General features: G+C 69.0%; 18 protein-coding genes, 1 tRNA gene and 1 pseudogene. 8 read left to right on the forward strand and 12 right to left on the reverse strand.

Annotated elements, in window-relative coordinates; genetic code table 11:
• Positions 1–45: 45 nt before the first annotated feature.
• Positions 46–447 (reverse strand): DUF2946 family protein, encoded by a 402-nt coding sequence (locus tag C4F17_RS22945; protein WP_234382316.1) that lies wholly within the window; start codon positions 445–447, stop codon positions 46–48.
• A 67-nt stretch (positions 448–514) separates the two neighbouring features.
• Positions 515–591 (reverse strand) — tRNA-Met (locus C4F17_RS22950).
• A 146-nt stretch (positions 592–737) separates the two neighbouring features.
• On the opposite strand from C4F17_RS22950, the gene C4F17_RS22955 reads away from it, so the two are divergent.
• Together C4F17_RS22955 and C4F17_RS33185 are read left to right on the forward strand one after the other, a co-directional pair.
• The gene (locus C4F17_RS22955) at positions 738–1403 is read left to right on the forward strand and encodes a sigma-70 family RNA polymerase sigma factor (RefSeq protein WP_106936786.1); all 666 of its coding nucleotides are present in this window, start codon (positions 738–740) and stop codon (positions 1401–1403) included.
• On the forward strand, positions 1400–2605 hold the full coding sequence (locus tag C4F17_RS33185) for a hypothetical protein (protein WP_199851881.1): 1206 nt from the start codon (positions 1400–1402) through the stop codon (positions 2603–2605). Before C4F17_RS22955 ends, C4F17_RS33185 begins: the two co-directional genes overlap by 4 nt.
• Before the next feature lie 31 nt (positions 2606–2636).
• On the opposite strand, the gene C4F17_RS22965 is transcribed toward C4F17_RS33185, so the two are convergent.
• Positions 2637–3416: an enoyl-CoA hydratase gene (locus C4F17_RS22965; RefSeq protein ID WP_106936787.1), complete on the reverse strand. Its 780-nt coding sequence runs from the start codon at positions 3414–3416 to the stop codon at positions 2637–2639.
• Between the two features lie 97 nt (positions 3417–3513).
• On the opposite strand from C4F17_RS22965, the gene C4F17_RS22970 reads away from it, so the two are divergent.
• Entirely contained in the window at positions 3514–3849 is a 336-nt protein-coding gene (locus C4F17_RS22970; RefSeq protein WP_093130430.1) for an SMR family transporter, read from the forward strand.
• A gap of 61 nt (positions 3850–3910) precedes the next feature.
• Positions 3911–4495, forward strand: a complete 585-nt coding sequence (locus tag C4F17_RS22975; RefSeq protein ID WP_106937673.1) for a DUF2325 domain-containing protein — start codon at positions 3911–3913, stop codon at positions 4493–4495.
• On the opposite strand, the gene C4F17_RS22980 is transcribed toward C4F17_RS22975, so the two are convergent.
• The 3 genes from C4F17_RS22980 to C4F17_RS22990 are packed head-to-tail and all read right to left on the reverse strand — an operon-like array spanning position 4496 to position 8236.
• The gene (locus tag C4F17_RS22980) at positions 4496–6346 is read right to left on the reverse strand and encodes a M61 family metallopeptidase (RefSeq protein WP_106936788.1); all 1851 of its coding nucleotides are present in this window, start codon (positions 6344–6346) and stop codon (positions 4496–4498) included.
• Positions 6346–7068 (reverse strand): DsbC family protein, encoded by a 723-nt coding sequence (locus C4F17_RS22985; protein ID WP_081271109.1) that lies wholly within the window; start codon positions 7066–7068, stop codon positions 6346–6348. Before C4F17_RS22985 ends, C4F17_RS22980 begins: the two co-directional genes overlap by 1 nt.
• 40 nt (positions 7069–7108) lie before the next feature.
• Positions 7109–8236 carry an FAD-dependent monooxygenase gene (locus C4F17_RS22990; RefSeq protein WP_106936789.1) on the reverse strand — a complete coding sequence of 376 codons (1128 nt, stop codon included), beginning with the start codon at positions 8234–8236 and terminating at the stop codon, positions 7109–7111.
• Between the two features lie 146 nt (positions 8237–8382).
• Between C4F17_RS22990 and C4F17_RS22995 the strand changes: the two genes are divergently transcribed.
• Entirely contained in the window at positions 8383–9264 is an 882-nt protein-coding gene (locus C4F17_RS22995) for an MOSC domain-containing protein (RefSeq protein WP_106936790.1), read from the forward strand.
• A gap of 25 nt (positions 9265–9289) precedes the next feature.
• Here the strand turns inward: C4F17_RS22995 and rbsD are convergent, their stop codons facing one another.
• From rbsD to C4F17_RS23025, 6 genes are read right to left on the reverse strand one after another with little or no spacing between them, the layout of a single operon-like run.
• On the reverse strand, positions 9290–9682 hold the full coding sequence (rbsD, locus tag C4F17_RS23000; RefSeq protein ID WP_106936791.1) for a D-ribose pyranase: 393 nt from the start codon (positions 9680–9682) through the stop codon (positions 9290–9292).
• Entirely contained in the window at positions 9679–10644 is a 966-nt protein-coding gene (gene rbsK, locus C4F17_RS23005) for a ribokinase (protein ID WP_106936792.1), read from the reverse strand. Before rbsK ends, rbsD begins: the two co-directional genes overlap by 4 nt.
• Entirely contained in the window at positions 10641–11732 is a 1092-nt protein-coding gene (locus C4F17_RS23010; RefSeq protein ID WP_081271104.1) for a LacI family DNA-binding transcriptional regulator, read from the reverse strand. The genes rbsK and C4F17_RS23010 overlap by 4 nt, the downstream gene beginning before the upstream one ends.
• Positions 11733–11765: 33 nt before the next feature.
• On the reverse strand, positions 11766–12761 hold the full coding sequence (locus C4F17_RS23015; protein WP_106936793.1) for an ABC transporter permease: 996 nt from the start codon (positions 12759–12761) through the stop codon (positions 11766–11768).
• The gene (locus C4F17_RS23020) at positions 12758–14353 is read right to left on the reverse strand and encodes a sugar ABC transporter ATP-binding protein (RefSeq protein WP_106936794.1); all 1596 of its coding nucleotides are present in this window, start codon (positions 14351–14353) and stop codon (positions 12758–12760) included. The genes C4F17_RS23015 and C4F17_RS23020 overlap by 4 nt, the downstream gene beginning before the upstream one ends.
• A 51-nt stretch (positions 14354–14404) precedes the next feature.
• The gene (locus tag C4F17_RS23025) at positions 14405–15358 is read right to left on the reverse strand and encodes a sugar ABC transporter substrate-binding protein (protein WP_081271102.1); all 954 of its coding nucleotides are present in this window, start codon (positions 15356–15358) and stop codon (positions 14405–14407) included.
• 222 nt (positions 15359–15580) lie between these two features.
• Here C4F17_RS23025 and ychF point away from each other — a divergent pair, with 222 nt between their 5' ends.
• The 3 genes and pseudogenes from ychF to C4F17_RS23040 all read left to right on the forward strand — a co-directional run bounded on the left by ychF (position 15581) and on the right by C4F17_RS23040 (position 17402).
• Positions 15581–16672, forward strand: a complete 1092-nt coding sequence (gene ychF, locus C4F17_RS23030; RefSeq protein WP_081271101.1) for a redox-regulated ATPase YchF — start codon at positions 15581–15583, stop codon at positions 16670–16672.
• A 25-nt stretch (positions 16673–16697) separates the two neighbouring features.
• A pseudogene (locus C4F17_RS23035) lies at positions 16698–17220 on the forward strand (zeta toxin family protein).
• Complete coding sequence (locus tag C4F17_RS23040; RefSeq protein WP_081271099.1) at positions 17217–17402, forward strand: hypothetical protein; 186 nt, start codon at positions 17217–17219, stop codon at positions 17400–17402. Before C4F17_RS23035 ends, C4F17_RS23040 begins: the two are co-directional and overlap by 4 nt.
• Positions 17403–17439: the final 37 nt, after the last annotated feature.

A 17439-nucleotide genomic window follows, 5' to 3' on the forward strand; every position in this document is an offset into this window, starting at 1 on the left:
CTCAGGCGGCGGCATCGCATGCGCGGACGAGCGAAACGGGAAGCGTCAGGAGAGCGAAGGAGGGCCGCGCGCGGGCGGAGGTGCCGCTGTGCCCACGGCGACGTGCGCGGCCGGAACCGGCTGCACCGCATGGCACGGCGGCACGAGCGCGGGAAGTTCGACCGCGGGCGTCGCGGGCGGCGCGCCTGCCAGCACGCACAGCGGGCAGTCCATGTGGCCCATGCCCAGCTCTTGCGCGCCGTCGTCGGTATGCACGATGGCCTTGACCGACCCGGCGCTCGAGCACACCAGCTCCACGGACTGCGGATGCACCACCGGCGACGCGATGGCCGCGCCGAGCGACAGCGCGAACCACAGCAAGACCCAGCGGATCAGGCCCGCGCCGGGACGACGCAGGCCTGCGCGGGCGGCAGGCTTGGTCCGAGTGGCGCGGAAGGAGGCGGGCATTGCCGCCGATTATCCTTCGGCCAAGAAAAAAGCCTTGCAAGTCAATGACTTGCAAGGCTTATATTGTTGGTGGCTCTTCACGGACTCGAACCGCGGACCTGTGGATTATGATTCCATCGCTCTAACCGACTGAGCTAAAGAGCCGTTCGGCATTGTTTGGTGCCGAGCCCAAGATTATAGCCCAGATTTTTGCCCGAGTTCAACAGCCTGCTGGCCACCCGAGTCGATTTTTGCCGGCTCGAACCCCGAAGCCGCTCGTCGCCCGTACAAGCCCGGGTGAAAATCCTCCGATGTCCGCGCTTCCCCGCGCCCCTTCCGCCGACAGCGCCACCGAGCGACAGGCCATGCCCGACGACCAGTTGATGCTGGCCTACGCGCAGGGCGACGCCGCCGCGTTCGACGTGCTCTATGCGCGCCACGAGGGCGGGCTGTTCCGCTTCGTCAAGCGGCTGCTGGGCGCGCGGCTCGCGGCGCAGGCCGACGAGGTGTTCCAGGACACCTGGGTGCGGATCATCTCGGCGCGCGACAGCTTCTCGCCGCAGGGCGCCGCCTGGCGCACCTGGGCCTTCACCATTGCACACAACCTTGCGATGGACCGCCTGCGCGTGAGCGGACGCGAAGTGGCGCTCGATGCGCATCCCGACGACGACGGCGATCCCGTGCCCGCGCTCGAGCGCGGCGTGCGCGGCGCGATGGACGCTGCCGCGCATCCATCCGCCGAGGAGCTCGCTTTCTGGCGCGCCGCCGGCCGCCGGCTGCTGGCCTGCCTGGACGAGCTCCCGAGCGACCAGCGCGCCGCGTTCCTGCTGCACCACGAAGACGGCCTGACCGTCGAGGCGCTGGCCGCGAGCCTGGAGATCGGTTTCGAGACCGTGCGCAGCCGCCTGCGCTACGGCCTGCAGAAGCTGCGCGGCTGCATGGCGCGTTATCTTGCGGTGCTGGAGCAGCGGGCATGAGCGGCAACGGCACTACCGGTTTCGACCGCGACGATGAACGCGACCTGCGCGACCCGGCCCTGCGCCGCGCGCTGGACCATGCGCCCGACAGCGCCGCAACCCCCGACCCGCGCACGCGCGATGCCATCCTGAAGATGGCGCACAACCTTGTCGCCACCGTGCCGGCCGCGCAGAACACCGTCGCCAACACCGCCGCCAACAGCGCGAGCGCCGTGCCGTGGTGGCGCCGTGTCTTCGGTGGTGGCGGGGAGCCGCGTTCGCGCATGCCTTGGAATGCGGCGTTCGCCACGGTGCTGCTGGCGACTTTCGTGACGGTGCTGTGGCATCGCGAACCGGTGCCGGATGCACAGCTGGATGGCGAGGCACGCGTTGCCGGCGCTGCAGCGCCAGCGGCGGCACCACCTGCGCCTGCGCCCGCTCAACCGGCGGCCGAGGCCGCGCCTCCTGCGGAACCGCCGCTGGCTGCCGCGCCTGCGCCTCGACCGGCATCGCCGCCATCTGCTGCCGCCAAAAAAGCGCCCGCCGACCAACAGAAACAAGCGCAGGCCCAGCGCGATGCCGGCGCGGATGCCGTTCGCCGCCCCGCGCCTCCATTGCAGGCTGCCCCAGCGCCAGTCGCGCCGGCGCCTGCATCGCCCTCAGCCGCAGTGGCTGAGCAGGCCGCTCCTTCGCGCAGCGACGAGCAACGTGAAGAGCGCTTGGAAAACGAACGCCGGCGCGCCTATGCGGCGGAGGCTCCGGCGCCTGCCGCAGCGCCTGCACCGGCCATCGCGCCGCCGCCACCGCAAGGCGACAACGCGAGCGCAGACGCCTCCGGCGCGCTGCAGCGCGCCCCCGCCCCGCGCGCTGCAGTACCCAAGTCGGTCCTGCGGGCAGAAGGCCCGGCGGGCTTCACTGCGCTGGACAGGTGGACGTCCTTCAGCTTCGCGGGCTCAGGCGCCGAAGTGCGCCACGCGCGCGGCGACATCGAAGGCTTGCCCGCGCTCGTCGGCACCGTGGCCCGTTCGGCGACGGCGCCCGGCGAAGCACTCGCCGCGCCGGTCGAGGCGCGTCTCTCGCTCTATCGCGGCAGCACGCTGGTCGCCGTGCTGGAGCTCGCCGGCGGCCAGGTGCGCTGGACGCCGCAGCCCGGCGGCACCGCGCTGGTCGGCACGCCGCCCGCGCAGGCGCTCGACGCGCTGCGCGCGCTGCTCACGCGCTGACCGGAACGCATCCGGCCGCGCGCATCCGCCCTCAGGCGTTCTTGAAGTCCGGCTGGCGCTTGTTCAGGAAGGCGTCCATGCCTTCCTTCTGGTCCTGCGTGGCGAACAGCGCGTGGAACAGCCGGCGCTCGAACATCACGCCGTCGCTCAGGCCGCTTTCGAAGGCGCGGTTGACCGATTCCTTGGCCGCCATCACCGAGATCTGCGAGAAACCGCAGATCACCAGCGCCGCGCCCAGCGCCTCGTCGGCGAGCTTCTCGAGGGGCACCACGCGGCTCACGAGGCCGGCGCGCTCGGCTTCGGCCGCGTCCATCATGCGGGCCGTGAGCACCATGTCCATGGCCTTGCTCTTGCCCACCGCGCGCGGCAGGCGCTGCGTGCCGCCGGCACCGGGGATCACGCCGATCTTGATCTCGGGCTGGCCGAACTTCGCGTTGTCGGCCGCGATGATGAAGTCGCACATCATCGCCAGCTCGCAGCCGCCGCCCAGCGCGAAGCCGGCCACCGCGCCGATCACCGGCTTGCGGATCGAGCGGATGATTTCCCAGTTGCGCGTGATGTAGTCGCCCTTGTAGGTGTCGATGAAGCTGTACTTCGCCATCGCCGCGATGTCGGCGCCGGCCGCGAAGGCGCGCTCGCTGCCCGTGAGGATGATGCAGCCGATGGCATCGTCCGCATCGAAGGCCTTCAGGGCCTGGCCCAGTTCGGTCATCAGCGCATCGTTCAGCGCATTCAGGGCCTTCGGGCGGTTGAGGGTGATGATGCCGACCTTGCCTGCTTCGGTCCGCACTTCGATGTTTTCGTAGCTCATGGTGTCTCCGGGGAAGGGGAAGAAAAACGCGCTTCACTATACCCAGCATGGCCGGCGTGGGTGGCAGGGCATGGCGAGTTCCCATAGAGTGCCCGCCATGAGTTCCAACTATGCCTACCTGTTCGTCGCCATCGTGGCCGAAGTGATCGCCACCAGTTTCCTCAAGGGCTCGGATGGTTTCACGCGGCTGTGGCCCACGCTGGCCTCGGTGGCCGGCTATGTGGTCGCGTTCTTCTTCCTCTCGCTGACGCTGCGCACCATTCCGACCGGCATCGCCTATGCGATCTGGTCGGGCGTGGGCATCGTGCTGATCTCGCTCGTGAGCTGGCTGTGGTTCGGCCAGAAGCTCGACGGGCCGGCCATCGCGGGGCTCGGGCTGATCATCGCGGGCGTGGTGGTGGTGAACGTGTTCTCGAAGTCGGTTTCGCACTAAGCACCAAATGGACTTCAGTTGAGAATTGCTCTCATCTAGAATGCCCGCCATGGAGTTCCCGATGCAAGAACATGCCGTGTTGCTGCGGGCCTATGCCCGGGCCCAGGAGCGCTGCTCGCGCCTGCTGGCCGAGCAGGCCGCGCTGGTCGAAAGGCTCGAGGCGCAGATCGTCCGTTTGCGCGGCGCACTGGTGGCGCGCGATTCGGCCGTTGCCATCGTGCGCGAGGAGCTGGCCGCGCGTGCCGCCGCGGGCGGGGCGCTGCCCAAGCGGCTGAATGCGCTGCTGTCGCCGGGCAGCCGGCGCCATCTGCGGCCGTCCCGGCCGCAAGCGCCCGCCGATCTGCGCGAGAAAGCCGTGCTGTGCGTCGGCCATGAAGACCAGGCGCCGTCGCTCGCACGCCAGCTGGTCGAAATCGCGGGAGGACGCTACCTGCACCACGACGGCGGTGTCGACGCGGACGATCCCGCGCTCGAAGCCAGCCTGCGTGCCGCCGACCTGGTGATCTGCCAGACCGGCTGCGTGAGCCACGGCGCCTATTGGCGCGTGCAGGACCACTGCCGCAGGACCGGCAAGCCCTGCGTGCTGGTCGGGGAGCCGCAGCCGATGATGTTCGTGCGGCACCCGGCCGCGCCGGAAAACGCCTAGCTAGCCGGCCAGCCAGCCCGCCGCCTTGGCGGCATCGTGCGCGAACAGGCGCCAGGTGGTCGCGTTGGCCGGCAGCGCGAGCGGCAGCCTGAGCAGCTTGCGGTCACGCGCGACGATGGCCGTGAACTTCGTCGCATCGCCCAGGTACAGCGCGAGGTCGTCGAGCTTGGCGATGCGCCAGGCTTGCGCCGGCCGCTGCTGGCCCTTCCGGCCGACAGCAGGCAGCTCGATGCCGATCCACTCGTCGTTCGCCGAAAAGCCGGCCTTCTCGGCCGCTCCGCCGCGCAGCACCACCTTGACCTGCACGCTGCCGTTGGTTTCGGCCACGCGCAGGCCCAGTACCTGCGCCTGCTGCGACGGGTCTTCCAGCGTGGCGACGCCGTGCGCACGCAGAAGCTGCGCAAGCGGAAGCTCCTCGGTCGAATGCACCCAGCGCGCGAGTTCCGCCGCATACGAGCGGCCGCTCACGGCCTCCAGCGCGGCCGCGAAGTCGGCTTCGCTGATCGGCCCGCCGCCGCTGTGCGTCCACAGGTGGCGCATCACGTCATCAAGGGTGCCCTTGCCTTCATGGCGCAGCGTGAGGTCGAAGCACAGCGCCACCAGCGCGCCCTTGGTGTAATAGCTCACCGTGCTGTTGGGCGTCTGCTCGTCCTGGCGGTAGTACTTGACCCAGGCGTCGAAGCTCGCGTCGGCCACCGGCTGCACCAGCCGGCCCGGCGTCTGCATGACCTGGTTGATGGTCTTGTTCAGCAGGCGCAGGTAGGCCGCGTCGTCGATGCGGCCGGCGCGGCGCAGCAGCAGGTCGTCGTAGTAGCTGGTGAAGCCCTCGAAGAACCACAGCAGCTGCGTGTAGTTTTCCTGGCTGTAGTCGTAGCGCGCGAACTCGGCGGGCCGCATGCGCTTGACGTTCCAGGTGTGGAAGTACTCGTGGCTGATGAGGCCCATCAGCGTGGTGTAGCCCTCGGGCTGCTTTTTCTTCTCGCCGCGCTGCGGCAGGTCGCGGCGGTTGCAGATAAGCGCCGTGGAGTGGCGATGCTCGAGCCCGCCGTAGCCGTCGTCCACCGCATTGAGCATGAACACGTAGCGGTCGATCGGCAGCTTCGGGCCGCCGCGCTTGCCGGCCTTGTCGCCGTGCCAGAAGCGCATCTCTGCTTCGCAGATGGCCTTGGTGTCGGCAATGAGCCGGTCGCCGTCGAACGAGGCTGCGGCGCCCGCCACCACGAAGCGGTGCGGCACGCCGCAGGCTTCGAAATCGGCGCTCCAGAAGGCGCCCAGTTCGACCGGGCTGTCGGCCAGCTCGTCGTAGTCGGCGGCGCGGTAGCTGCCGAAGCCGTGTTTGTCGGTCTTGAGCGGAACCAGCGCGGTGGCGCAGGACCAGCGCGCGGCATCCTCAGGCAGCACGGGCGCGACGATCTCCAGCGCATGCGGCGCGTCGGTCTGGCCTTCGACCCGCAGGCATACGCTGGTGCCGTTGAAGAAGCCGCGCTCGGCGTCGAGCCAGGCGGTGCGCACCGAGTTGTCGTAGGCGCAGACCTGGTAGTTCAGCACCAGCGGCTGGCCGGGCGTGCATTCGACGAGCCAGCTGCATTTGTCGAGCTGCGTCAGCGTCGGCTTGCGGCGCCCCTGCGTGGCGCGCAGGCCCTGCAGGTTCTTGGCGAATTCGCGCACCAGGTAGCTGCCCGGAATCCACACCGGCAGCGACACGCGCTGCTGCGCGGCGGGCGCGTCGATGGTCAGCGTCACCCCGAACAGGCGCGCATGGAGATCCGCGCATTCGACGCGAAAGCGCACGCCGGCCACGGGCACGGCGGTAGCGGCGGTACTGCGCCGCGCAGGAGCCTTCGTCGCCATCAGCTCGACGAAGCGGCGAGTTGCTTCTCGACCTGCTCTGCGGGAATGGCGCCGGGCGTGCGCGTGCCGTCGCTGAAGATCAGCGTGGGCGTGCCGGTGATGTTGTACTTGCGGCCGAACTCGACGTTGCGCTGCAGCGCGGTCACGTCGCAGCTGCTGGGCGCGGTGGCGGGACGGGTGCTCGACTCCATCCAGTCGCCCCAGGCCTTGCCCTTGTCCTTGCTGCACCAGATGTCGCGCGACTTGATGTTCGAATCGGGGCCGAGCACGGGGTACAGGAACAGGTAAACGGTCACGTTGTCGACCGTCTTCATGTCCTTCTCGAAGCGCTTGCAGTAGCCGCAGTTCGGGTCTTCGAACACGGCGAGCTTGCGCTTGCCGTTGCCGCGCACGATCTTGATCGAGTCCTTCAGCGGCAGCTGGTCGAAGGCGACGGCGCTGAGCTTCTCGACCCGTTCCTCGGTCAGGTTCTTGCGCGACTTCACGTCGATCAGGTTGCCCTGGATCAGGTAGTTGCCCTGCTCGTCGGTGTAGAAGATCTGCGAGCTGTTCACGCGCACTTCGTAGAGGCCCGGAATCGGCGACTTCGACACTTCGTCGATGGCGGGGAACTGCGGAATGCGCGCCGGCAGGTTCTTGCGGATCTCGGCTTCGCCGGCTGTGGCGGCCACGACCGCGCCCAGCGTGCAGGCGGCGAGTAGGAGGTTGCGTGCGAGTGTCATCGGGAGATCCGTTGGTTCGATTCGAGAAGATGGCGGGGCGTCAGGCCTTCAGGCCCATCGCCTGGGCCGTGATCCAGTGCTTGACGAGGCGCGTGCGGTCGAAACCGCGCATGCCCCAGTTGCGCAATGCAGGCAGCGGCCCCAGGTTGTGCGAGAAAAGTTGCTGCAGTCCGTCGGTCGCCAGGCTCATCTGCAGCACGTCGGCACGGCGGGCGCGTTCGTAGCGGCGCAGCAGGCGCGCGTCGCCCACGCTGCGCCAGTAGTCGCGGTTCTTGATCACATCGGCCAGCGCAGAGGCGTCGGCCAGGCCCAGGTTCAGGCCCTGGCCGGCGAGCGGGTGCACCGTGTGGGCGGCGTCGCCCGCCAGCGCCCAGGAGCGGGCCGGCTGGCCGGGCATGGCGCCGGTCCAGCGATCGGCGATGGCGCGGGCCAGCGGCCAGGCACCGCGCTCGCTCGTGAGCTTGAGCGCACCGAGCGCCGCGCGGCTGGCCTCGGTGACCGCGGCATTGAATTCTTCGTCGCCTTGCGCAAGCAGGGCCGGTGCGCGCAACTGGTCGACCGACCAGACCAGCGCGACCGTCCTGCCGTGCACGCCGCCCAGAGGCAGCAGCGCGAGCACCTCGCCCTTGTCGTTGAACCACTGGCGCGCGATGCCGTCGTGCGACTGCTCTGCCTCGAGCCGCGCCGCTATCGCATGCTGGGGATAGCGCGTGACCTCGTAGCTCACGCCGAGCGCCTCGCGCGTGGCGCTGGCCTTGCCTTCGCACACCACGGTGAGCGGTGCGGCGACCGGCTCGGCCACGACTTCGATCAGGGGCTGGAAGCGCACGGCGTCTGCCAGTTGCTGCTCGAGCGCGGGCACGTCGACGATCCAGGCCAGCGCGTCGACTTTCTGGCGCGTGGCGCTGAAATGCACCCGGCCGCCTTCGTCGCCGTGCACGAGCATTTCGCGCACCGGCGTGGCGTGCGCGGCGTCGGGCCAGGCGCGCAGCGATTCGAGCAGCGTGCGGGAGGCGGTGTTCAGCGCATAGGCGCGGACGTCCTGCTTGCCCTGCGTGGCCGGGGGCACCACCAGCGCGACGCGCACACGCTCGCGCGCGAGCAGCAGGGCCAGCGTGCGGCCGACGATGCCGGCGCCGCGAATGCAAACTTCTGGGGGGAGAGCCATGAAACGATTGTATGGATTACGCCCGCCCCCTCGCGGGGGCGCTACCAGCGGCCCGGCGGAGCCGGTCCCGCAGTATCCCCGGAACGGCTCAGGGTACTTTCCAAAGCTGCGGGACAATTGCCGCCGATTTCCAAGGAACCCCCACCGTGTCCCAGCCCGCTTTCGACCTCGAAGCCACCATCGCGCGCCTGTTCATCTACCCGGTCAAGTCCTGCGGCGGGGTCGAGCTTCCCGAGGTGCTGCTGACCGAGACCGGCCTGGAATTCGACCGCGCCTGGATGGTGGTCGACGCCCAGGGCGAATTCGTCACCCAGCGGCAGCTGCCGCGCATGGCGCTGATCAAGCCGCAGATGAAGCACATGGAAGTGGTTCTGCGCGCCCCCGGCATGCTGGCGCTGCACCTGGCCTTCGACCGCGTCGAGAAACCGGTGCGCGTGCGCGTCTGGAAGGACGAAGTGGCGGCCTACGACATGGGCGACATCGCCGCGCAGTGGTTCAGCGATTTCCTGTCGGAGCCCGGCAAGCCGCAGACCCTGCGTCTCGTGCGCTTCGACCCGGAACACAAGCGCCTGTCCAGCCTGAAGTGGACCGGCGGCATCGAGGCCGAGAACCAGTTCGCCGACGGCTACCCGGTGCTGGTGGCGAGCGAAGGCTCGCTGGCCGAGCTGAACGAGCGCCTTGCCGCGCAGGGCCACGATGCCGTGGGCATCGAGCGCTTCCGGCCCAACATCGTGCTGGCGGGCATCGAGTCGCACGACGAGGACCGGGTGGACGCGCTGCACATCGCCACCGGCGAGGGCGAAGCCGAACTCCGCCCCGTCAAGCCCTGCACGCGCTGCCCGATCCCGGACATCGACCCGGCCACCGCCGTCAGCAGCCCCGAGGTCGGCAACACCCTGCGCACCTACCGCGCCGATCCGCGCGTGGACGGCGGCATCACCTTCGGCATGAACTGCATCGTGATCCGGGGCGTGGAGCACGTGCTCAAGGTCGGCCAGCCGGTGGGCGCGAACTACAAATTCGAATGACCGGCGGCGCCCGGGCGGTGCCGCTTCAGAACTTCACGCCAGCGATCAGGATGATGTTGGCGTAGGGCGTGCATTCGCCCGTGCGCACCATGGCCCGGGCCTTCGCGGTGCGGCGCTTGAATTCTTCATGCGCTACCGTCTGCGGCGCGATGCCCAGCGACTGCGGATACCAGCCCGGCGGATTCTTCGCGTCGTCCAGCGCTTCGTCGGCCACCACGATGCCTTCGACCTGCATCTCCGACAGCACCGCCTGCAGCACCTCGTCGAGCCGCGGCACGCCGCGCGCCACGGCCAGGTCGATGCGGCGCGGGCCGTCGGGAATCGGCAGGCCGGCGTCGCCGAGCACGAGCATGTCGCCGTGACCCAGCGAGGCGATCACATGGGAGAGTTCGGCGTGCAGCAGGGGAGAACGTTTCACAGCGTGATCCAGTCGGGCGGCAGCGGGCTCAGCAGAACGGCGTCGCGCTGCGGAATGGAGGGTTGGGCGCCCGGCTGCTGGATGCACAGCGCGGCGGCGCGGATGCCCAGGCGAACGGCGTCGTCGAAAGACTGGCCTTCGCCCAGCGCGACCGCGAGCGCACCCAGGAAGGTGTCGCCGGCGGCCGTGGTGTCGACCGCCTGCACCTTGGGCGCGGGATGGTGGCGCGCACCGTCGGCATCGACGGCCACCGCGCCGCGCGCGCCCAGCGTGACGACCACGCGCGCGATGCCCTTGGCGCGCAGCGCCCGGCCGGCCTGCGCCGCTTCCTGCGGGCTGTCGGCGGACTGGCCGCACAGCGCCTGCGCCTCGATCTCGTTGACCACCAGCGTGTCGATCAGCGGCCACAGGGGCTCGGCGATCGGCTGTACCGGCGAGGGGTTGAGCATCACCTTGCAGCCCGCGCCATGCGCCACGGCGATGCCGCGCGCCACCTGGTCCAGCGGCGTCTCGAACTGCGCCACCAGGAAGGCCGCGCCCTGCACCTGCTGCGCCAGCGCGGCTTCGTCGACCTCCAGGCGCGCGTTGGCGCCGGGAATCAGCACGATGCGGTTCTGGCCGCTGTCCTCCACGAGGATCAGCGCCGTGCCGGTGGGCTCGCCGGCCACGGTGCGCAGGGCGGCGGTGTCGATGCCGTCGCGCTGGAGCGCATCGCGCAGCGCCGAGCCGTGCGCGTCGTCGCCGACGCAGCCGATCATGCGCACCTGAGCGCCCTCGCGCGCGCAGCTCACGGCCTGGTTGGCGCCCTTGCCGCCGGGGATGGTGGCGATCGAATGGCCGAGCAGGGTTTCGCCCGCGGCCGGGGCGTGCGGCACGCGCAGCACCAGGTCCATGTTGAGGCTGCCGAGCACCACGATGCGCGGGGCCCGGGCTGGGCTGCTGGAGGAAGGCTTCAGGCTCACGGGGTGCGGGACTTTCGGGTTTGCGTGGAAGGCGTTTCGGCCGGAACGGGGGCGGCGGGCTCGCGGAAACTCGCGTGCCGCGCAGTCGAGGCGCGCACGCGCAGCTCGGGCTGCAGCACCACCTTGCGCGCATCGCGGCGCTTGCCGCCGACGCGCTCGAGCAGCATGTCGACCGCCAGCGCACCGATGCGCTCCTTGGGCTGCGCCACCGTGGTGAGCGGCGGGCTGGTGTAGGCCGAGAGTTCGATGTCGTCGAAGCCGACGATCGAAAGATCGTCCGGCACGCGCACGCCGCTCTCGTGCGCGGCGCGCAGCGCGCCGATGGCCATCAGGTCGTTGCAGACGAACACCGCCGACGGCTTCTGTTCGGTGCGCAGGATGGCGTGCATGGCCTCGTAGCCGCCCTGGCTGGTGAAGCCGCCGCGCCAGAGCAGCGCTTGCGCATTCGCGATGTCGGGCGTTGCGCCGGTCTCTGCCAGCGCCATGCGCCAGCCCTCGATGCGCTGCTCGCTCGGCATCACGCCCACCGGCCCGCCGATGCAGGCAATGCGCTTGTGGCCCAGCGACAGCAGATGCCGCACCGCGAGCAGGCCGCCCTGCATGTGCGCGGTCTCCACCAGGTCGCAGGCCGGGTCGGCGATCTCGCGGTCGACCAGCACCGTGGGCATGCGCAGGCCGCGCAGCTGCTTCATCAGGGATTCCTCGTCGCCCGCGCCGGTCGACACCACGATCAGCCCGTCGATGCGGCGCTCGGCCAGCACCTGCAGGTAGACGCTCTGGCGGTGGGGCTCGTCGTCGGTGTTGCACAGCACCAGCGTGTAGCCGGCGCCGAAGCAGCGGTCTTCCACGATGCGCACGATCTCGGCGAAGTAGGGGTTCGAGCTGTTGGGAATCAGCATGCCCAGCGTCGAAGTGGTGTTGCTCTTCAGGCTGCGCGCCATCGCGTTGGGCACATAGCCCAGTTCGCGGATGGCGAGCTCCACGCGCTCGCGCACCTTGGCGCTCACGTGGCGCGTGTCGTTCACCACGTGCGACACGGTGGTGACCGAAACCTCCGCCTTGAGCGCGACGTCCTTGATGGTGGCCATGGGGCTTGTCCTTTTCCTGGTTGGCGGGTGCCGTCAGGCCAGCCGGCGTTCGGCACGGCGCTGGCGCAACGTGTCGATGATGACGGCCACGACGATCACCGCGCCGGTGATGATCCGCTTGCTCGGCTCGCTGGCCCCCACCTGCGCGAGGCCGGCCTCCAGCACCGCGATGATCAATACGCCGAAGAAAGTGTTGATGACCGAGCCGCGTCCGCCCATGAGGCTGGTGCCGCCGATCACCACCGCCGCGATCACCTGCAGCTCGATGCCGACGCCGGCATTCGGGTCGGCGGCTTCGAGGCGGGCCGACTGCATCAGGCCCGCGAGCCCGGCCAGCAGCCCGGTGACCGCGAAAACGATGATGCGGATCGGGCGCGGGTCGACGCCTGCCAGGCGCATCGCTTCTTCGTTCGTGCCGATGCCCACCACGTGGCGGCCGAACACCGTGCGCGTGAGCACCAGCTGCCCGATGACGACCAGCACCACCGCCAGCACGAAGGCGGCCGAGATGCCGCCGATCCACGGCGCGGCCAGGCCCGAGATGGCGTCGCCCACGTACTGCGTGCGCGAATCGGTCACCAGGTAGGCACCGCCGCGCACCGCCTCGAGCATGCCCAGCGAGACGATGAAGCTCGGCAGCCGCCACGCGACCGACACCGCGCCGGTGACCGTGCCGCAGACCAGCCCGGTGGCGAGGCCGAGCGCCGCGGCCACCGGCACCGACAGCTTCCATTCGAGGATGGCCGCCGCCGTGACGGCCGCACTCAGCGCCAGCACCGAGCCGACGGAAAGATCGATGCCCGCGATGATCAGCACGAAGGTCATGCCGACCGCCATCACGGCCAGCGCGGGAATCTCGTTGGCGATGGAGACGAAGGTCTCGCGCGTCAGGAAGTATTCGCTGAGCGAGCCGAAGAGCGCGATCATGCCCACGAGCACGACCGTCAGGCCCAGGTAGGTGCCGAGCTGGCCCTTGAGTGCGGAGGGCGAGGACGGCGGGGTGGATTTCGTGGAGGCTTCGGCGTTCATTGTGTGTCGGCGGTGACCGGGGTCGAATCGGAAACGGGGGATGCCGTCGGCGGATTGTTGGCGGCGCGTCCGGCCGCGTCGCTGAATGCTGCGGCCAGCAGCGATTGTTCGGTCCATTCGCCGCGTTCGAACACCGCCACCAGCCGGCCGGCGCTCATCACGCCGATGCGGTCGCACATGGCCATCAGTTCGCGCAGGTCGCTCGACACCATCAGCAGCGCCTTGCCGGCGTCGGTCATGCGGTCGAGTTCGGCGTACAGGTCGGCGCGCGCGCCCACGTCCACGCCGCGCGTGGGCTCGTCGAGCAGCAGCACCTTGCATTCGCGGTGCAACCAGCGCGCGAACACCACCTTCTGCTGGTTGCCGCCGCTGAGCGTGGCGACCGGTTGTTCGATGCTGCGCGAACGGATGCGCAGCAGTTCCACCAGCTTCTGCGCAATGCCGCGCTCCTTGGCGCGCTGCAGCCAGCCGGCGTGGGAAATGGCGCCGAGGTCGCTGAGCGTGGCGTTCACGCGGATCGACTGCGTCAGCAGCAGGCCCTGCGACTTGCGGTCTTCGGTGACGAGGCCGATGCCGGCGCGGATGGCCTGCATCGGCGAGCGCCAGCCCTTGCGCGCGTGCTGCGCGGGCTGGCCGTTTTCATGAAGGGTGATCTCGCCGCGGTCCGCGCGGTCGGCGCCGAACAGCAGCCGCACCAGTTCGGTCCGGCCCGAGCCGACGAGGCCGGCCAGGCCCATGACTTCGCCCGCGCGCAGGTCGATGTCGACGTCGCGCACGACCTGCGTCCGGCCGATGCCGCGCGCGCTCAGCAGCACCGGGCCGGCGGTGCGGCGCTCGCGGCCTTCGTGCTCGTGCACCGCGCGGCCGACCATGCGCTGCACCAGTTCGGATTCGCGCACGCCGGCCATTGCACGCACGTCCACCAGCCGGCCGTCGCGCAGCACCGCCACGCGGTCGGCGATGCGCTGCAGTTCCTCGAGGCGGTGCGACACGTAGACGATGGCCACGCCGCGCGCCTTCAGCAGGTCGATCTGCTCGAACAGGTGCGAGGTTTCTCGCGGTGTGAGCATGGCGGTGGGCTCGTCGAGCACCAGCACGCGCGTGTCGTCCTGCAGGTTGCGCGCGATCTCCACCATCTGCTGCTGGCCGATGCCCAGCCGCGCCACCGGCGTGGCCGGGTCGATGTTCTGCATGCCGATCTTGGCGAGCTGGCGCGCGGCCAGCTCGTGCAGCTTGCCGCGGCGGATCCAGCCGGTCTTGTTGGGCAGGCGGTCGAGCAGCAGGTTCTCGGCCACCGAGAGGGTGGTGACGAGGCCCAGCTCCTGCATGACCATGCGCACGCCAAGCCGCTCGGCGTCGCGGCGCGAGCCGGGCGCAAAGGGCTTGCCGTCGAGCAGCATCTGGCCGCGCGTGGGCTGCACCAGGCCGCAGACGATCTTCGACAGCGTGCTCTTGCCGGCGCCGTTCTCGCCCGTGAGGGCCAGCACTTCGCCGGCGTTGAGCACGAGCGAGACGTCGTCCAGCACCGGCGCCGCATAGTCCTTGCCCATGGTGCTCAGCGTGAGCACGGGCTGGGCGCGGTTGTCGTTCATTGCGGCGGGTGCGGTCAACGGAGGCTCTTTTCTTCGGTCGGGAGACTGTTTTTACTTGGACGACTTGGTGACCAGCACCACGTCGGTCTTCACTTCGGCGGGCATGTCGGCCTGCTTCTTCTTGTCGGCGATGGCCTTCAGCGCGGTCTCGATGCCGAACACGGCCTGCTTGGCGGCGAACTGGTCGGCCGTGGCGAGCACGCGGCCGTCGGCCAGCATCGGCTTGATGGCGCCGATGTTGTCGTAGCCCACCACCAGCACCTTGCCGGTCTTGCCGGCGGCCTTGACGGCGGCCACGGCGCCCAGCGCCATGCTGTCGTTGCCCGCGAGCAGCGCCTTCAGGTCGGGGTGCTCGCGCATCATGCCGGCGGCCACCGTGTTGCCCTTGTCGATTTCCCACTGGCCGGACTGCACGCCCACCACCGTCACGCCGGCGGCCTTCATCGCGTCCTGGTAGCCCAGCGTGCGCTGCTGCGCATTGAAGGTGGTCGACACGCCCTCGATGATGCCGACCTTGTCGCCCGACTTCAGCTCCTTGGCGAGCGCGTCGCCCACCAGCTTGGCGCCGGCGCGGTTGTCGGGGCCGACGAACGGCACCTGGATGCCCTTTTCCTTGAGCGCGGCGGCGTCGAGCTGGTTGTCGATGTTGACCACCAGGATGCCCTTGTCGATGGCGGCCTTGATGACCGGCACCAGCGCCTTCGAATCGGCCGGCGCGATGACCAGCGCGTTGATCTTCTGCGCCACCATCTGCTCGACCATCTTGATCTGCGCGGAGGTGTCGGTCTCGTCCTTGATGCCGTTGGCCACCAGCGTGTATTCGGAGGCATGGGCCTTCTGGTGCGCCTTGGCGCCGTCTTCCATGGTGCGGAAGAACTCGTTGGCCAGCGACTTCATGACCAGCGCGACCTTCGGCTTGTCCTGGGCGAAGGCGGGCGTTCCGGCGATGGCGCCCAGCAGCGTCAATGCAGCAGCGCTTTGCAGGGTACGGCGGGTGAATTTCATGGTGGATGTCTCCTGGGGTGGTTGATCAAAGCGGTACGCCGGTCTTTGCCGGGGGCCCCGATGTTAACCAAGGGAAACGTTTGCGCAAACGTTTGCCCATCGGGGCTAACCCTGAGCTTTCCGGGGGCGGATGACAGGGTTGCAAGAAGCGGTTCCAAGACCTGCCGGGCGGGCATGCAGCCATGCTCGCCTAAAATCGCCGGTTACCCAAGAGGACCTCCCATGAGTTTGCAATGCGGCATCGTCGGCCTGCCCAACGTCGGTAAATCCACCCTTTTCAATGCGCTGACCAAGGCCGGCATCGCGGCGGAGAACTATCCCTTCTGCACCATCGAGCCCAACGTCGGCGTGGTGGAAGTGCCCGACCCCCGGCTCGCGCAGCTGAGCGAGATCGTCAAGCCCGAGCGCGTGGTGCCCGCCATCGTCGAGTTCGTGGACATCGCCGGCCTGGTGGCCGGCGCCAGCACCGGCGAAGGCCTGGGCAACAAGTTCCTGGCGCACATCCGCGAGACCGACGCCACCGTCAACGTGGTGCGCTGCTTCGACGACGAGAACGTGATCCACGTGGCCGGCAAGGTCGACCCGATCTCCGACATCGAAGTGATCCAGACCGAACTCTGCCTGGCCGACCTGGCCACGGTCGAGAAGGCGCTGCACCGCCACACCAAGGTCGCCCGTTCCGGCGACAAGGACGCGCAGAAGCTGGTCGGCCTGCTCGAGCGCTGCCAGGCCGCGCTGAACGAGAACACGCCGGTGCGCGCGCTCGAGTTCACCAAGGAAGAGCTGCCGCTGGTCAAGAGCTTCACGCTCATCACCGCCAAGCCCGCGATGTTCGTGGGCAACGTGTCGGAAGACGGCTTCGAGAACAACCCGTATCTCGACCGCCTGCGCGAGTACGCCGCCAGGCAGGGCGCGCCCGTGGTCGCCATCTGCGCCAAGATCGAAGCCGACCTGGCCGAGATGGACGACGAAGACAAGAAGATGTTCCTCGCCGAGATCGGCCAGGAAGAGCCGGGCCTGAACCGCCTGATCCGCGCGGCATTCAAGCTGCTGGGCCTGCAGACCTACTTCACCGCCGGCGTGAAGGAAGTGCGCGCCTGGACCATCCACATCGGCGACACCGGCCCGCAGGCCGCCGGCGTGATCCACGGCGACTTCGAGAAGGGCTACATCCGCGCCCAGACCATCGCATTCGAGGACTACATCGCCTTCAAGGGCGAGCAGGGCGCCAAGGACGCGGGGAAGATGCGTTCGGAAGGCAAGGAATACGTCGTGAAGGATGGCGACGTGATGAATTTCCTGTTCAGCTCCTGATACCCCGGGCGCAGATGTCCCGCCGATGAGCCATTCGAAGATCGTCATCATCGCGGGGCGCGAATGGCGCAGGCAAGACAACCTTTGCCCGCGCTTTCCTTCCGCAGGAAGCTCGGATTTCCCGTTTCATCAATGCGGACCTGATCGCGGCCGGGCTGTCGCCCTTTGCGCCCGAGGCGGAGGCCATCAAGGCCGGGCGCCTGATGCTCGAGGAGATTGCCCAGTGCGTGCGTCGCCGGGAGAGCTTTGCGTTCGAGACCACGTTGTCAGGGCTGGGTTATCTGCGCCATATTGGCGCCTGGAGGAAGTTGGGCTATCACGTGAGCCTGTTCTTTCTGGCGCTTCCGACGGCGGAGTTTGCGATTGCTCGGGTGGCGGAACGCGTGCGGCAGGGAGGCCATCACATTCCTGAAGATGTGATTCGCCGCCGTTTCGAGGCAGGGCGCCGGAATTTCGACGACCGGTACCGCGCTGCGGTGGATGCCTGGGCGCTTTACGACAACGCTGGCGAAGAGCCGGATCTCATCGAATGGGGAGAAGCACCATGACCCGTGAACAGCTCATGCAGGCCAAGGACAAGGATCTGGCCGCTTCACTGATAGCGATCCGGCGGGCGGCCCGGGCGGCGCGGGAGGCGGCCGTTCGCACGGACACCGCCATTGTTGTGCAGCGCGATCAGAAGCCGGTCCGCATCACTGCAGAGGAATTGCGCAAGGCGGGCGTGAAGTAGGCGTTGTTCGGTAGACTTCGCGCGCCCTGAATTTCTC

The sequence above is a fragment of the Variovorax sp. PMC12 genome (assembly GCF_003019815.1).
GTDB lineage: Bacteria > Pseudomonadota > Gammaproteobacteria > Burkholderiales > Burkholderiaceae_C > Variovorax.

Excerpts from the sequence above, each read along its gene's own strand:
- C4F17_RS22955 (WP_106936786.1), top strand. The coding sequence starts at position 738 with ATGTCCGCGCTTCCCCGCGCCCCTTCCGCCGACAGCGCCACCGAGCGA.
- C4F17_RS22990 (WP_106936789.1), bottom strand. The coding sequence starts at position 8,236 with ATGGCTCTCCCCCCAGAAGTTTGCATTCGCGGCGCCGGCATCGTCGGC.
- C4F17_RS23010 (WP_081271104.1), bottom strand. The coding sequence starts at position 11,732 with ATGGCCACCATCAAGGACGTCGCGCTCAAGGCGGAGGTTTCGGTCACC.
- C4F17_RS23040 (WP_081271099.1), top strand. The coding sequence starts at position 17,217 with ATGACCCGTGAACAGCTCATGCAGGCCAAGGACAAGGATCTGGCCGCT.
- C4F17_RS33185 (WP_199851881.1), top strand. The coding sequence starts at position 1,400 with ATGAGCGGCAACGGCACTACCGGTTTCGACCGCGACGATGAACGCGAC.
- C4F17_RS22975 (WP_106937673.1), top strand. The coding sequence starts at position 3,911 with ATGCAAGAACATGCCGTGTTGCTGCGGGCCTATGCCCGGGCCCAGGAG.
- C4F17_RS22985 (WP_081271109.1), bottom strand. The coding sequence starts at position 7,068 with ATGACACTCGCACGCAACCTCCTACTCGCCGCCTGCACGCTGGGCGCG.
- C4F17_RS22965 (WP_106936787.1), bottom strand. The coding sequence starts at position 3,416 with ATGAGCTACGAAAACATCGAAGTGCGGACCGAAGCAGGCAAGGTCGGC.
- C4F17_RS23020 (WP_106936794.1), bottom strand. The coding sequence starts at position 14,353 with ATGAACGACAACCGCGCCCAGCCCGTGCTCACGCTGAGCACCATGGGC.
- C4F17_RS22970 (WP_093130430.1), top strand. The coding sequence starts at position 3,514 with ATGAGTTCCAACTATGCCTACCTGTTCGTCGCCATCGTGGCCGAAGTG.
- C4F17_RS22945 (WP_234382316.1), bottom strand. The coding sequence starts at position 447 with ATGCCCGCCTCCTTCCGCGCCACTCGGACCAAGCCTGCCGCCCGCGCA.
- ychF (WP_081271101.1), top strand. The coding sequence starts at position 15,581 with ATGAGTTTGCAATGCGGCATCGTCGGCCTGCCCAACGTCGGTAAATCC.
- C4F17_RS22980 (WP_106936788.1), bottom strand. The coding sequence starts at position 6,346 with ATGGCGACGAAGGCTCCTGCGCGGCGCAGTACCGCCGCTACCGCCGTG.
- C4F17_RS23025 (WP_081271102.1), bottom strand. The coding sequence starts at position 15,358 with ATGAAATTCACCCGCCGTACCCTGCAAAGCGCTGCTGCATTGACGCTG.
- C4F17_RS23015 (WP_106936793.1), bottom strand. The coding sequence starts at position 12,761 with ATGAACGCCGAAGCCTCCACGAAATCCACCCCGCCGTCCTCGCCCTCC.